At 66.3% G+C, this 13,533-nt stretch carries 12 protein-coding genes; 8 read left to right on the top strand and 4 right to left on the bottom strand.

Features of this window, described 5'->3' with window-relative positions:
* The first annotated feature begins 226 nt into the window (after nucleotides 1–226).
* Both QWY76_RS02285 and QWY76_RS02290 read left to right on the top strand, forming a co-directional pair.
* On the top strand, nucleotides 227–796 hold the full coding sequence (locus QWY76_RS02285) for a cytochrome b (RefSeq protein ID WP_290309490.1): 570 nt from the start codon (nucleotides 227–229) through the stop codon (nucleotides 794–796).
* A 23-nt stretch (nucleotides 797–819) separates the two neighbouring features.
* Complete coding sequence (locus QWY76_RS02290) at nucleotides 820–1,407, top strand: YceI family protein (RefSeq protein WP_290309491.1); 588 nt, start codon at nucleotides 820–822, stop codon at nucleotides 1,405–1,407.
* Nucleotides 1,408–1,565: 158 nt separating this feature from the next.
* Here the strand turns inward: QWY76_RS02290 and QWY76_RS02295 are convergent, their stop codons facing one another.
* Nucleotides 1,566–2,360: a 2OG-Fe dioxygenase family protein gene (locus tag QWY76_RS02295; RefSeq protein ID WP_290309492.1), complete on the bottom strand. Its 795-nt coding sequence runs from the start codon at nucleotides 2,358–2,360 to the stop codon at nucleotides 1,566–1,568.
* 337 nt (nucleotides 2,361–2,697) lie between these two features.
* Between QWY76_RS02295 and QWY76_RS02300 the strand changes: the two genes are divergently transcribed.
* From QWY76_RS02300 to QWY76_RS02315, 4 genes are all read left to right on the top strand, one after another.
* Complete coding sequence (locus QWY76_RS02300) at nucleotides 2,698–4,476, top strand: putative bifunctional diguanylate cyclase/phosphodiesterase (protein ID WP_290309892.1); 1,779 nt, start codon at nucleotides 2,698–2,700, stop codon at nucleotides 4,474–4,476.
* A 522-nt stretch (nucleotides 4,477–4,998) separates the two neighbouring features.
* Nucleotides 4,999–6,309, top strand: a complete 1,311-nt coding sequence (locus tag QWY76_RS02305; protein WP_290309893.1) for an MATE family efflux transporter — start codon at nucleotides 4,999–5,001, stop codon at nucleotides 6,307–6,309.
* A 197-nt stretch (nucleotides 6,310–6,506) separates the two neighbouring features.
* The gene (locus QWY76_RS02310; protein ID WP_290309493.1) at nucleotides 6,507–7,763 is read left to right on the top strand and encodes a D-amino acid dehydrogenase; all 1,257 of its coding nucleotides are present in this window, start codon (nucleotides 6,507–6,509) and stop codon (nucleotides 7,761–7,763) included.
* A 398-nt stretch (nucleotides 7,764–8,161) separates the two neighbouring features.
* Nucleotides 8,162–8,581: a hypothetical protein gene (locus tag QWY76_RS02315; protein ID WP_290309494.1), complete on the top strand. Its 420-nt coding sequence runs from the start codon at nucleotides 8,162–8,164 to the stop codon at nucleotides 8,579–8,581.
* A 103-nt stretch (nucleotides 8,582–8,684) separates the two neighbouring features.
* On the opposite strand, the gene QWY76_RS02320 is transcribed toward QWY76_RS02315, so the two are convergent.
* Genes QWY76_RS02320 through phhA form a run of 3 tightly spaced genes read right to left on the bottom strand, consistent with a single transcriptional unit; the run spans nucleotide 8,685 to nucleotide 11,073 of the window.
* A complete protein-coding gene (locus QWY76_RS02320) occupies nucleotides 8,685–9,872 on the bottom strand; it encodes an amino acid aminotransferase (protein WP_290309495.1) in 1,188 nt (395 codons plus the stop codon).
* A complete protein-coding gene (locus QWY76_RS02325) occupies nucleotides 9,873–10,211 on the bottom strand; it encodes a 4a-hydroxytetrahydrobiopterin dehydratase (protein ID WP_290309496.1) in 339 nt (112 codons plus the stop codon).
* A 40-nt stretch (nucleotides 10,212–10,251) separates the two neighbouring features.
* A complete protein-coding gene (gene phhA, locus QWY76_RS02330) occupies nucleotides 10,252–11,073 on the bottom strand; it encodes a phenylalanine 4-monooxygenase (RefSeq protein ID WP_290309497.1) in 822 nt (273 codons plus the stop codon).
* Nucleotides 11,074–11,358: 285 nt separating this feature from the next.
* Between phhA and QWY76_RS02335 the strand changes: the two genes are divergently transcribed.
* Nucleotides 11,359–12,921, top strand: a complete 1,563-nt coding sequence (locus QWY76_RS02335; RefSeq protein WP_290309498.1) for a sigma-54-dependent transcriptional regulator — start codon at nucleotides 11,359–11,361, stop codon at nucleotides 12,919–12,921.
* A complete protein-coding gene (locus QWY76_RS02340; RefSeq protein ID WP_290309499.1) occupies nucleotides 12,918–13,532 on the top strand; it encodes a hypothetical protein in 615 nt (204 codons plus the stop codon). Before QWY76_RS02335 ends, QWY76_RS02340 begins: the two co-directional genes overlap by 4 nt.
* The last annotated feature ends 1 nt before the right edge of the window (nucleotide 13,533 follow it).

Genomic DNA, 13,533 nt, shown 5'->3' on the forward strand with positions numbered 1-13,533 from the left:
AACCCCGGCCTGGCATGGGATTGAATTAGAACGATCTGATTGTATAAGCTGCTTGGATGCGGGCGCATCGCAAGCGCTGACCATTGCATGAAATCGAATGATGATTTCACTTATTTCCCATTTTTTTGGTCCACGTGATCGGTATGATGCTTTCTCATTCGTTGACGGGGCGGCGATGGACGCCCCGTGCCAGGACATCGAGGGATCACGCCGGGAGGGCCGAGCCATGTGGCGCAATACACATCGTGGATGGGGGATCGTCAGTATCGCGCTTCACTGGATCAGTGCGCTGGCCCTGGTCGGGCTCTTCGTGCTGGGCTGGTGGATGACCGGGCTCGACTACTACGACAGCTGGTACAACCTGGCGCCCTGGTGGCACCGCTCCGTCGGCATGCTGGTGCTGCTGCTGACCCTGGCACGGGTGCTCTGGCGACTTCCCCAGCCGGCGCCGGCGCTGCCCGGCTCACGCCTGGAGCGGATATTCGCGCATCTGGGGCACCTGGCGCTGTACGCGCTGATGCTGCTGGTGCTGATCAGCGGCTACCTGATCTCCACCGCCGAGGGCGACGGCATCAGCGTCTTCGGCTGGTTCACGGTGCCGGCGCTGGTCAGCGACCTGCCCGACCAGGCCTCCCTGGCCGGCACCATCCACTGGTACGGCGCCCTGGCCATGATGGTCCTGGCCGCGGGCCATGCCCTGGCCGCCCTCAAGCACCATTACCGGGATCGCCACGACACCCTGGTGCGCATGCTGCATTCGCGTCATGCCCGTCGTGGCGGGACGCCACAGCCCTGACCCATGCAAGGAAGGAAATAGCAATGTTCAAGAAGACCGCCCTGACGGCCGCCCTGGCCACCACCGCCCTCGTGCCTCTCGCCCAGGCCCAGGCCGCCGACTACGTGATCGATACCGAGGACGGCCAGCATGCCTTCATCCAGTTCAAGATCAGCCACCTCGGCTTCTCCTACATCCTGGGCAGCTTCGAGGACTTCTCCGGCCAGTTCAGCTATGACCCGGACGCGCCGGCGGCCGCTTCCGCCAACCTCGAGGTGGACGTGGCGAGCCTGACCACCAACCACGCCGAGCGCGACAAGCACATCAAGAGCGACGACTTCCTCGACGTCGCGGAATACCCGACCGCCAGCTTCACCTCCACCGGCTTCGAGCCCACCGGCGAGGACCAGGGCGTGCTCAGCGGCGAGCTGACCCTGCATGGCGAGACCCGGGCCATCGAGATGCCGGTGACCCTGCTGGGCGAGGGCGAGGACCCCTGGGGCAACTACCGGGCCGGCTTCGAGGGCTCGACGACCCTGGCCCTGGCCGACTACGGCATCGACATGTCCAGCTTCCCCGAGCCGATGCATGAACTCGAGCTCAACGTGACCTTCGAGGGTATCCGCCAGTAGTAAGTGGAGGGCGTGGGCCCCGGCCGATCGCCCGATCCGGTCGTTGCACGAAGAGGACACCCCGGCCATGCCGGGGTGTCCTCGTTCGTCACCCTTGTCGGTCGTCGTCTCAGGCGGCAAGCGTCGAGCTCCGCAGCGGCGCGTCCCCCCACCGGGGGTCATCGTGTGGTGTTGAGCACGGCGTCGGGGAAGTGACGGCGCAGGATGCGGTTCTGGAAGGGGTCGACGAACCGTGAGTTGATGATCACGATGAACCGTTCGAACGGCACGCCGGGATCCTGCTGGGTGATCGCGTCCACGCTGTGAAAGAGCTTGTCGTCGCGCAGGTGCAGCACATCTCCCGGGGCGAGGGTCATGTCGGCGAGCCGCCGGCTGCCGGCCTTGTCGTCATAGAGATGGTTCTCGCCGCCGGTCAAGTTCTCCCGTCTCACCACCATGATGCTCAGGGCCTTGCAGCCGTCGGCATGAACGCCCTGTCCCTGAAGGGGATCCACCTGGCCTTCCCCCCGGACGCCGGTGATCTGCATCAGGATCGGCTCGTTGGCCTGGAGCCCCCACAGCCCCGCCCAGGCCTTCACGAAGGCCTTGACGTCTGCGCGGGCCAGGAAGGCCTCGGTCAGCGGCGCATAGTAGCGCAGCCGGTCGGCCATGCTCGCGGCATCATTGAAGGCGCCGCCCTGGGCCATGGGGCAGGCCCCCATATCCTTCATCTCGCCATCCTCGTCCAGCGCCAGCCAGGACATGCGCTTCCAGCGCCGGTTGACATAGGGATCGCGGGGCAGGTCGGTGGTGGCGGCCTGCCACGCGCCCAGGTCCAGCTGCTCACGCACGTCGGTCAAGGCCCAGTCCTGGCGTGCCAGGTCAACCGTGACCCCCGGGGACCAGTAGCTGGAAAGTGAACTGACGAGCAGGGAGCTAGGCTGATAGCCATACTTGAGACTTTCGAGTTTCATTCTGCTTCTCCTGTTTCTGCATGGGTAGTGGTGCAGTGGGTACGACGTTTTTATGATCTTCGTTTACTAGATGAAAAGTAAGATTACAAAAGTAAACAATTAGGCTTGCGTAAAGGCAAAAATGGCCTTCAGCCATTAAAATGAGAAAAATTTATGAGTTTTCTGGCATATAAAGCTATGGGAAGTACGAGAATCTTCATGTCATATGAAGTATCAAAATCCTATTCCAAGGATTAGGTATCATGAGGATCATCGGCGTCGTCGAATCAGGGAGGTCAGAATCATGACCCGCAAGGTGTCATGCTCCATCAGGCGGCTGATACGCGTGCTATGGCGGATGTGTCGCACTGCGGTGCTCCGGCCTCGCCCGTTGCGCCATGACGATGTCGATCAGGTGCGTCGCCAGTACCAGGAGAGCGAGCATCGCTTTCGTGCCCTGCTGGAGAGCCTGCCCAAGGTGGCCGTGCAGGGCTATGACCGGGACCGGCGGGTCATCTACTGGAACGAGGCCAGCACCCGACTCTATGGCTATCCGGCGGAGGAGGCGGAAGGACAGCTGCTGGAGGACCTGATCATTCCGCCCCCCATGCGCGAGGCCGTGATTCGGGCCCATCGGGCCTGGGTCAAGGAGGGGCAGGAGATTCCGGCCGGAGAGCTCGAGCTGCTGCATCGCAGCGGCAACCTGGTCCCGGTGTTCTCCCACCACGTGATGCTGGGGGAGCACACCGAGTTTCCGCTGATGTTCTGCGTCGATGTGGATCTCTCGGACCAGAAGCAGGCCCATCGCGACCTGGCCTTCGCGACCCGCTTCGACAGCCTGACCCAGTTTCCCAATCGCCGGACCTTCGAGATCGAACTGGATGCCCTGCTCGAGGAATGTCGGCGGCGGGGCATCGGCGCGGCGTTGGTCTACCTGGATATCGACCGTTTCGTCGAGATCAACGATGCCTTGGGGTATGCCCAGGGCGACCAGTTGCTGGTGGAGCTGGCGCATCGCTTGCGCCATGAGCAACGCACGACGGACCTGATGTCACGGGTCTCGAGCGATGAGTTCGTGCTGGCGTTTCCGGGGATCGAGTTTCACGACGACGTCCTGCGCCTGGTGCGCAAGGTGAGAAGCGTCTTTCAGCGACCCTTCACCCTCGAGGGCGGTGAGCGCATGGTGACGGCCAGCCTGGGGATCAGCCTGTTTCCCGAAAACGGGACCGCGGCCCACGACCTGATCCGTAACGCCGATGTCGCCAAGAACCATGCCAAGCTCGAGGGGCGGGGCGGACTGCAATTCTTCCACCAGCGCTTGCATGATGAGCTGGTCTATCAGCTTGACCTGATGGAGAGGCTGGAAAAGGCCCTCGATCGGGGCGAGCTGAGCCTGTGCTATCAGCCTCAGGTATCGGCCGTCAGCGGGGGCATCGAGAATTTCGAGGCGCTGTTGCGCTGGATCCCGGCGGAGGGCCCCACGGTGTCGCCGGCGGAATTCATCCCCCTGGCGGAGCAGTCGGGCTTGATTCACCGCCTCGGCGACTGGGTGATCGAGGAGGCCTGTCGTCAGCAGGCGGCCTGGCGTGCCGCGGGATACCTCGACTCGCGCATCGATATCAACGTCTCGGGCTCACAGCTCGCCAGGCCGGATATCCTGGAGCGTTTCGAGGCGTGCGTGCAGGCCCATGGCCTGGCGCCGGGCGATATCGGCATCGAGCTGACCGAGAACGTGTTGATTGATGCCGACCACCGGGTCCTGGAGGGGCTGCGGCGCCTCTACCATCGAGGCGTGCGGATCGCCATCGATGACTTCGGTACCGGCTACTCCTCGTTGAGCTATCTCAAGCACTTTCCGCTGACGGCACTGAAGATCGATCGCAGCTTCGTGCATGATGCCCCTGGCCAACCCGAGGATCGCGCCATCATGGAGGCGGCGGTGTTCATCGGCCATCGCCTGGGGCTCGAGGTGGTCGCCGAGGGGGTGGAAAGCGCTGAGCAGCTGACCCTGATCCGTGAGATGGGCTGTGATCTGGTGCAAGGCTTCTACTTCTATCGTCCCATGCCGGCGACGGACATCGAGCGCTTGCTGGCGGGGCTGGTCACCGCTCCTCAGGGGGAGGGCTATCGCAGTTAGCCGTGTCGCTCGGGGCTGATCCGGCGACGGGTCCCGGTGTGCCGGACCCTCGAGGCGGCGCGGTAACCCCATCCTTGGGCGCTACCGACGCCCTGCGGCGCTCTCGCGTCCCGCTCCGCTTGCAGGACCGGTGCTGACCATCCAGGGCCAGTCCGTTCGGAGGGGGCCTCCTCACCCATGGCACAGGGCCTCCTCTCCGAGCTGTCCCCGGCGCCCTTCGCCATATCCAGATCAACTCGCCCGGATATCGCCTCAGGTGCCGTGATGATCGCGCAGCCAACTGGTTTCACAGGCTTTATCCCGATGGAGCGCCGTACCGCGGGGCACGGTCGAGTGAGGGAGTAAGCCTGTGGCAGCCAGGGGCAAGCGAGGGCTCGAGCAACGTGGTGCAATATTCGGGCTGGCCCTGCCTTCAGGGGGGCGACTGAGAGTCGCCACGGGATGGCGTAGAATGCCCAGCTCACGTTTCGCCCCGGAGTCCCTGTGAGCCATCCCTCGCCCCCCTCGTCGTCACTGGGCCTGATGCTGTGGCGTCAGACCTGGCCCATGGCCATCGGCGTGATGGCCCTGCTGGGGTTCCAGCTGGTGGACAGCGCCTTCGTCGCCCGGCTGGGCACCCGGCCACTGGCGGCCCAGTCCTTCACCTTCCCGCTGTCGTTCCTGATCATCGGCGTTCAGGTGGGCATGGGCATTGCCATCGCCGCCCTGGTGTCCCGCGCCCTGGGTGCCGGGGAGACGGCGAGGGCGCGGCGCCTGGGCAGCCTGGTGCTGCTGGCCGGCACGGCGGTGATCGCGCTGATGGTGCTGGCACTCTGGCTGACCCAGGGGCCGGTCTTTCGCCGGCTGGGGGCCGACACGGCATCCTTGGCACTGATCCGCGACTACTGGGCCCCCCAGCTCCTGGCCGCCTGGCTGGGCGCGGCCCTCTATTTCGGTTACAGCCTGTTCCGTGCCCATGGCAACACCCGGCTCCCGGGGTTGCTGATGGTGCTGACCAGCCTGGTCAACCTGGCGCTGGACCCCCTGCTGATCTTCGGCATCGGTGACTGGCCGGGCCTGGGCCTGCCCGGGGCGGCCTGGGCCACGGCATTGGCCTTCGGCATGGGGCTGGCCGTGCTGGGCGTTCGCCTGCGAGGGGCGCACTGGCTGGCCCGAGCGGGGCTGGTGGCGGAGGCCCGAGCGTCACTTCGTCCCTTTGCCGGCATCGCCGGCCCGGCAATGATCAGCCAGCTGATGCCCCCGCTTGCCGCCATGCTGGCGATCGCGGTGGTGGCACGGCTGGGCGAGGCCGAGGTCGCGGCCTGGGGGCTGGCCAGCCGCCTGGAGACGCTCTCGCTGATGGTGGTACTGGCGCTGACCATGTCGCTGCCGCCGTGGCTCGGGCGCTGTTACGGGGCCGGTGACTGGGAGCAGGTACGACGCCTGTTGCGCCTGGCGCTGCGCGTGGTGGTGGCCTGGCAGCTGCTGCTGGGGATGGTCCTGGCGCTGGCCGCGTCCTGTGTCGCCGAGACCCTGTCGGGCAACCCGGAAGTGCGGGACGAGCTGGCGATCCTGATTCGTTTCCTGTTGCCGAGCTATGCCGCCCTGGGCGTGTGCATGCTGGTGGTCTCGGCCGGCAATGCGCTCGGCTGGCCGCTCAGGGCCATGCTGATGTCCGCGGCCCGGCTGTTCGTGTTCTACCTGCCGTGCCTGTGGGCCGGCGCCTGGGTGGCCGGGGTGAGCGGCCTGGCGCTGGGCGCCGCCGTCGGCAATCTGCTGGCGGGACTGGCGGCCTGGCAACTGCTGCGGCGGATTCTGGCGAGCCCGCGACGCCGCCCAGTTCCCGATAGATGAAAACACTGATTATGAAGGTATTATTGAATAATAAAGCTAAAAAAGTGTATTAAACTGGTTGTTGTTATAAATAAAACTATAAAAAACAGAATTATTATCTGCATGGATCACCCTATACTCTGTTGCTCATTCGGCCCGGGTTCCCCTCCCGGGCCATGCCGTTCCCGCGGGTGACAACGAGAAGGTGAGGGCAGCGCATGAAGGTATTGATTCTTGGCAGCGGCGTGGTGGGTGTCACCAGCGCGTATTACCTGGCTCGACGGGGCCATGAGGTCACGGTGGTGGACCGCCAGCCGTCGCCGGCCATGGAAACGAGCTACGGCAATGCCGGCCAGGTCTCCTTCGGCTTCTCCTCGCCCTGGGCGGCGCCGGGTATCCCCCGGAAGGCCATGAAGTGGATGTTCCAGGAGCATGCGCCGCTCAAGATCCAGCCCAGGATGGACCCGACCATGGCGCGCTTCATGATGAAGATGTTCGCCAACTGCGATGCCGAGCACTATGCCGTCAACAAGGAGCGCATGGTGCGTATCGCCGAGCACAGCCGGGCGTGCATCGATGCCCTGCGTGCCGAGACGGGGATTCGCTATGAGGATCGTCAACGCGGCCTGCTGCAGCTGTTCCGTCACGACAGTCAGGTCGAGGCTGTGGCCAAGGACATGAGGGTGCTGGCCCAGTGCGGCGTGCGCCACGCCCTGCTCGACAGCGAGGCGATCAAGACCGTGGAGCCGGCGCTGGCCCGGGTGCCCGGCAAGTTCGTCGGTGGCCTCCACCTGCCCGATGACCAGACCGGTGACTGCCATCTGTTCACCAATCGGCTGGCCGAGCATTGCCGGGAGCACCTGGGGGTCGAGTTCCGCTTCAATGTCGATATCCAGCGTCTCAAGCGTGGTGGTGCCGGCATCGAGAGCGTGTTCACCAGCGCCGGCGAGCTGACCGCCGATGCCTACGTGGTCTGCCTGGGCAGCTATTCGCCGTTCCTGGTCAAGGACCTCGACATTCGCCTGCCGATCTACCCGGTCAAGGGCTACAGCCTGACCCTACCGGTGGTCGACGATGGCGGGGCGCCCCAGTCCACGGTGATGGACGAGAGCTACAAGGTGGCGATCTCGCGCTTCGACGATCGCATCCGGGTCGGTGGCACCGCGGAGCTGGCCTCCTACGACCTGAGCCTGCTGGAGAAGCGCCGGGCCACCATCAGCATGGTGGTGCAGGACGTCTTCCCCGAGGGGGGCGACGTGGCCAGGGCCGAGTTCTGGACCGGCCTGCGTCCCATGACGCCGGACTCGACGCCGATCATCGGGGCCACCAAGCACGGCAACCTCTGGCTCAACACCGGTCATGGCACCCTGGGCTGGACCATGAGCTGCGGCAGTGGCCAGCTGCTCTCGGACCTGATCGACGGTCGTGAGCCCGCCATCGACCCCCGTGGGCTCGACGTCGCGCGCTACGCCTGAGCGCCGTCAACCGCCCATCCCGCAGCCCGCCCGGCCTGGCCGTGCGGGCTGTTCTGCATTGGCAACACTGTAAGTGTTTGACCAATAAGGAGATTCTGGCTTCTGCTGCGAAGGGTGTCGCCAAATGCCGTCGGTCATGCGAGCCCAGATGGCCGTCGTCCCGTGGAGCGTGGTGCTGCATTGGTTCATAACTAATTGTCGATGGAGCGCTTTTCCGGGGATGGCATGGCGTTCGCCTGTCTCAGCCTGTAGCCCTGGCGATTGTTCTCCAGGGTGTCGAGCGATCGGAGGGGTTCTCCGCCGCCACGGACGGCGCTGGGCCAGGGATGGGCCCGGTCGACAGGGCCCCCAATACAGGACAGGTCGGGTGCGCCCGGCGGTTCCACGATGGAGGTAGCATGCAGTTGAAGACATTGGGAATCAGTATCACCCTCGCGCTCGCGGGGCTTGGCGCCAGTGCGGTCATGGCCGACAGTGGCAGTGCCGGGATGCAGGCAGAGGCCGGCGCCTCCGTCGAGGCGGAGGCGGCCGGGCAGAGCGCCGGGGCGGATCTCGACGCCGAGGCCCAGGGCAACGCCGACACGGGCATGGGCGCCCAGGCCGGTGAGCGTGCCGCAGGCTCCATGGAGCAGGCCACCGGGACCGCCGACGAGGCCCTGGAATCGGCCACCGGCACGGCCGAGCGGTCACTCGAATCGGCCACCGGCACCGCCGAGCAGTCACTCGAATCGGCCACCGGCACCGCCGAGGCGGCGGGATCCACCGCCGCAGAGGCCGGTCTCTCCGGCTCCGCCGAGGGCGACGCCAGCTACAACTGAGGCGCCGTCCGGCCGTGGGGAATCGCCGCGGCATTCGGCAAGCCAAAAAAGACGCCCGGGTCTCTCGACCCGGGCGTCTTGTGTGAGCAGGCGGCGGGCCGGCTCAGTTGACCGCGGCGATGGCCTTGGCCAGGTAGGGCAGGTTCTCGTCGGAGAAGCCGGCCACGTTGGCGCGGCCGGAGCGCACCATGTAGATGCCGTACTCGTCACGCAGGCGGTCCACCTGTTCCGGCGTCAGGCCGGTGTAGGAGAACATGCCGCGCTGCTCGGCGACGCAGGCATATTTCTCGTCGAGCCCGTAGGGCTTGAGGGCCTCGACGAACTGGCGCCGCAGCCCGTTGATGCGATCGCGCATCTCGGTGAGCTCCTCGCGCCAGATGGCGGCGAGCTCGGCGGAATTCATGATCTCGGAGACGATGGAGCCACCATGGGCGGGCGGGTTGGAGTAGTTTTCCCGCGCCACGATGGCGACCTGGGAGCGCACGTTCTCCATCTGCTCGGCGTTCTTCGCCACCATGATCAGGCAACCGGTCCGCTCGCAGTAGATGCCGAAGTTCTTGGAGCAGGAGCTGGTGACGATCATCTCGTCGAGGTTCTCGGCGAGCAGGCGCACGCCGTAGGCGTCCTCGTCGAGGCCCTCGCCGAAGCCCTGGTAGGCGAAGTCGACCAGCGGCAGCAGGTCACGCTCCTTGACCACCTCCAGTACCTGTTGCCACTGCTCCCGTGACAGGTCGAAGCCGGTCGGGTTGTGGCAGCAGGCGTGCAGCAGCACCACATCCCCTTCGGGAATCTGCTTCAGGGCCGCGAGCATGCCGCCGAAGTCGAGGCGATTCTCGGCATCCACGTAGGGATACTTGTGCAGCGTGAGGCCCGCCGCCGGAAAGATGCCCAGGTGGTTCGGCCAGGTGGGGTCGCTGACCCAGACGTCCTTGCCGGGCAACTGGGTGGCGATGAAGTCCGCGGCCAGGCGCAGGGCACCGGTGCCGCCCGGTGACTGGGTGGCGCTGGCACGACCGGCCTCGAGGACCGGTGACGACGCGCCCAGCACCAGCGGCAGGATGGCCTGGCCATAGCGCGGGTCGCCGTGAGAGCCGATGTAGGTCTTGGTGGTCTCGTTCTTGAGCAGCAGGGCCTCGGCTTCCTTGACCGCGCGCATCACCGGGGTGTTGCCCTGGGCGTCACGGTAGACGCCGACGCCGAGATCGACCTTCTGGGGGTTGGTGTCCTTCTTGAAGGCCTCGATGAGCCCGAGGATGGCGTCCCCGGGAACCCGCTCAATTTGCTCGAACATTTACTTCGCTACCTCGTCGGTTCTGGCGGCTAGGATGAAATCGTTCTTGTGCAGGCCCTTCATCTCGTGGGACCACCAGGTCACGGTGACCTTGCCCCATTCGGTCAGCAGGGCAGGATGGTGACCCGCGTCCTCGGCGATCTCGCCGACGCGATTGGTGAACTCGAGGGCCTGACGGAAATTGCGGAACGTGAAGCTCCGCTCCAGCTGCATGATGCCATCGCGCTCGACGATCTGCCACTCGGGGATGTCGCGGCGGTACTGCTCGATCTCGCTCTCGGTGACATGGGGGGCATCCCAGCTGCAGGCTTCGCACTGCTGTTCGGAAAGCTCGCTCATGATGACTCCTGGTTATCGTTGGTCGTCGGGGTGAAGGGACTCAGGCGCTGGCGGCCTCGGCCGGCTTGGGCTTGGGCGGGAAGCGCGGCGCGAACAGGCCAAGCTCCATCGCCTGGTGGACCATGCTCATGATGTCGCGGTTGGCCAGGTCGTGCAGGGTCTCCAGGCCATCCAGAACATAGTAGAGGGGCTGGAGGATATCGATGCGATAGGGCGTGCGCAGCGCATCGAGGGGGTCGAAGGGCGCATGCACCGGCACCTCGGACAGCGCGTGCAGGGTCTCCTTGGGCGAGGAGATGATGCCGCCGCCATAGAGGCGCCGCCCCTCCGGGGTGTCCACCAGGCCGAATTCCACGGTCATCCAGTAGAGCCGCGCCAGGTAGACGCGCTCCTTGGGCGAGGCGGTCAGCCCCAGGCGGCCGTAGGTGGCGGTGAACTCGGCGAAGGCCGGGTTGGTCAGCATCGGGCAGTGGCCGAAGATCTCGTGGAAGATGTCCGGCTCCTGCAGGTAGTCCAGCTCCTCCGGCGTGCGGATGAAGGTGGCCACCGGGAAGCGGCGATTGGCCAGCAGCTCGAAGAAGGTATCGAAGGGGATCAGCGCGGGCACCTGGGCGGTCTCCCAGCCGGTGGCCTCGCGCAGCACCGCGTCCACCTCGGCGAGCTGGGGAATACGCTCCCTCGGCAGCGCCAGGCGCTGCATGCCGTCCAGGTACTCCTGGCAGACGCGGCCCGGCAGCAACTCGACCTGGCGCTCCATCAGGGTCTGCCAGGTGGCATTCTCCTGATCGGTCCAGGCGATATGGCCCTGGGCATCGGGCATCCTGGCCTGGTAAGCGGTCTTCTTGCCTGTTTGAGCCTTCATGATGTCTCCCGTGGCGGTTGGGGTTGTGAGGGCCTTGGAGGGAATAGCCGTAGTCTAGGCTCGCCGGCGAGGGGAGGGGGCGCCGGGGCGGAGGGACCGGCGACGGGAACCGGTGATCCGTTGTAACGAAATCTTGACGATCGACGCCCCGATGCCTCGTCCGTGTGCCAGGACAGGGAGGCCGGCCGTTGTCGCGGCTCTCGTGTCACGTTATCTTGACAGTGGAGTCACGCCCGCCTGACGCCCTTTTGCCGCCGACGGCTTCCTTCTCTTTTCGAGTGCCCCATGCGTCTGAGATTCCACTGCCAGAATCGGATCGGCATCCTTCGCGACATCGTTGCCCACTTCGCCGATTACGGCCTCAACGTGGCCCATGGCGAGGTCGGTGGCGAACACGGCAATGCCATCTACCTGCATGTGCCCAACCTGCTCAACGCCCAGCTGACCACCCTCAAGCCCGAGCTCGAGCGGGTGCCCGGGGTCTTCGGCGTGCGCCGGGTCAGCCTGATGCCCAGCGAGCGTCGCCATCTGGAGCTCGATGCCCTGCTCTCGTCGCTCTCCGAGCCGGTGATGTCGATCGACATGGAGGGCCACCTGGTGGCCGCCAACCGGGCCGCCGGCCAGCTGCTCGGGGTCCGGGTCGACGAGGTGCCGGGCCTGTCCCTGGATCGCTACCTGCCCGACCTCGACCTGCCGGCGCTGATCCGGCGCAACAACGCCCGGGTCAACGGCCTGCGCATCCGCCTGCGCGATGCCACCTACCTGGCCGACATCGCGCCCCTGCATCGCGAGAACCTCGAGGACGTCGCCTCCCTGGCCGGGGCCGTGGTCACCCTGCACCGGGCCGATCGCATCGGCGAGCGCATCTATCAGGTGCAGCGCCAGGAGCTGCGCGGCTTCGAGTCGCTGTTCCAGTCCAGCCCGCGCCTCGCCGCGCTGATCCGCGAGGCCCGGCGCATGGCGCCGCTGGATGCCCCCCTGCTGATCCAGGGCGAGACCGGCACCGGCAAGGAGCTGCTGGCCCGGGCCTGCCACCTGGCGAGCCCCCGCGGCCAGGCACCCTTCATGGCGCTGAACTGTGCCGGCCTGCCGGAATCGATGGCCGAGACCGAGCTGTTCGGCTATGCCCCCGGGGCCTTCGAGGGCGCCCGCCCCGAGGGCAAGCTGGGGCTGCTCGAGCTCACCGCCGGCGGCACCATCTTCCTCGACGAGGTGGGCGAGACCAGCCCGCGCATGCAGGTCAAGCTGCTGCGCTTCCTCCAGGACGGCGGCTTCCGTCGGGTCGGCAGCGACGAGGAGACCTACCTGGACGTGCGGGTGATCTGCGCCACCCAGCAGGACCTGCCGACGCTGTGTGCCGAGGGTCGCTTCCGCCATGACCTCTACCACCGGCTCAACGTCCTGACCCTGGCGGTGCCGCCCCTGCGCGACTGCCTGGACGGCATCGAGGAGCTCGCGGCGCACTTCATCGACCGCGCCGCCCGGCAGATCGGCTGCGCGCTGCCCACCCTGTCGCCGGCCGCCGTGGCGCGCCTCACCGGCTATCACTGGCCGGGCAACGTGCGCCAGCTCGAGAACGTGCTCTTCCAGGCGGTCTCGCTGTGCGAGGGCGGGACCATCGAGCCGGTCCACCTGCGCCTGCCCGACGTGGGCCAGGCGCCGGGACTGGCCGGCATCGATCTGGACGGCTCGCTGGCCGACATCCTCGGCGAGGTGGAGCGCCGCGTCCTGGCGACCCTCTATCCCCAGCACCCCTCCAGCCGCCAGCTCGGCAAACGGCTGGGGGTCTCCCACACCACCATCGCCAACAAGCTCAAGCGCCACGGCATCGGCACGGAGGAGGCATGAGCGGCGGAGTCCCGAGGCGCGGCCGCCTGCCGCTATGGCTCAAGCTCGCCTTCACGCTGTGGGTCCTCATCTGGGCGCCGACCTACGCCCGGGTGCTGGGCTGGCAGAACTTCCTGTGGCTGTGCGATCTGGCGAGCTTTTTGATCCTGATCGCCCTGTGGACCGAGAGCCGGCTGCTGATCTCCGCCCAGTGGCTGGCGGTGACGGTGGTGGGCGCGCTGTGGGCACTGGATGTGGGGGTGGCACTCGCCACCGGGGTGCACCCCATCGGGGGGACCGAGTACATGTTCAACGCCGCCCGCCCGCTGGCCTTTCGGCTGCTCTCGCTGTTCCATCTGCTGCTGCCGCTGGTGGCGGGCTACGGCGTGTGGCGGCTGGGCTATGATCGCCGCGGCCTGGGGTGGCAGGTCGCCCTGACCTGGCTGGTGATTCCGCTGAGCTACGTCGTCACCGACGCCGAGCGCAACATCAACTGGGTGCAGGGACCCTTCGGACAGCCACAAGCGACCCTCGATCCGCTGGTGTATCTCGTCGGCCTGATGCTGGCCTGGCCCCTGGTGCTCTATCTGCCGGTGCACCTGGCGACCCTGGCCCTGCGTCGCCGTCCTTGAG

The sequence above is a fragment of the Halomonas maura genome (assembly GCF_030409305.1).
GTDB classification, from domain to species: Bacteria; Pseudomonadota; Gammaproteobacteria; order Pseudomonadales; family Halomonadaceae; genus Halomonas; species Halomonas maura.

Excerpts from the sequence above, each read along its gene's own strand:
- QWY76_RS02305 (WP_290309893.1), top strand. The coding sequence starts at position 4,999 with ATGCTGTGGCGTCAGACCTGGCCCATGGCCATCGGCGTGATGGCCCTG.
- phhA (WP_290309497.1), bottom strand. The coding sequence starts at position 11,073 with ATGAAGGCTCAAACAGGCAAGAAGACCGCTTACCAGGCCAGGATGCCC.
- QWY76_RS02285 (WP_290309490.1), top strand. The coding sequence starts at position 227 with ATGTGGCGCAATACACATCGTGGATGGGGGATCGTCAGTATCGCGCTT.
- QWY76_RS02335 (WP_290309498.1), top strand. The coding sequence starts at position 11,359 with ATGCGTCTGAGATTCCACTGCCAGAATCGGATCGGCATCCTTCGCGAC.
- QWY76_RS02325 (WP_290309496.1), bottom strand. The coding sequence starts at position 10,211 with ATGAGCGAGCTTTCCGAACAGCAGTGCGAAGCCTGCAGCTGGGATGCC.
- QWY76_RS02300 (WP_290309892.1), top strand. The coding sequence starts at position 2,698 with ATGTGTCGCACTGCGGTGCTCCGGCCTCGCCCGTTGCGCCATGACGAT.
- QWY76_RS02290 (WP_290309491.1), top strand. The coding sequence starts at position 820 with ATGTTCAAGAAGACCGCCCTGACGGCCGCCCTGGCCACCACCGCCCTC.
- QWY76_RS02310 (WP_290309493.1), top strand. The coding sequence starts at position 6,507 with ATGAAGGTATTGATTCTTGGCAGCGGCGTGGTGGGTGTCACCAGCGCG.
- QWY76_RS02295 (WP_290309492.1), bottom strand. The coding sequence starts at position 2,360 with ATGAAACTCGAAAGTCTCAAGTATGGCTATCAGCCTAGCTCCCTGCTC.
- QWY76_RS02320 (WP_290309495.1), bottom strand. The coding sequence starts at position 9,872 with ATGTTCGAGCAAATTGAGCGGGTTCCCGGGGACGCCATCCTCGGGCTC.
- QWY76_RS02315 (WP_290309494.1), top strand. The coding sequence starts at position 8,162 with ATGCAGTTGAAGACATTGGGAATCAGTATCACCCTCGCGCTCGCGGGG.
- QWY76_RS02340 (WP_290309499.1), top strand. The coding sequence starts at position 12,918 with ATGAGCGGCGGAGTCCCGAGGCGCGGCCGCCTGCCGCTATGGCTCAAG.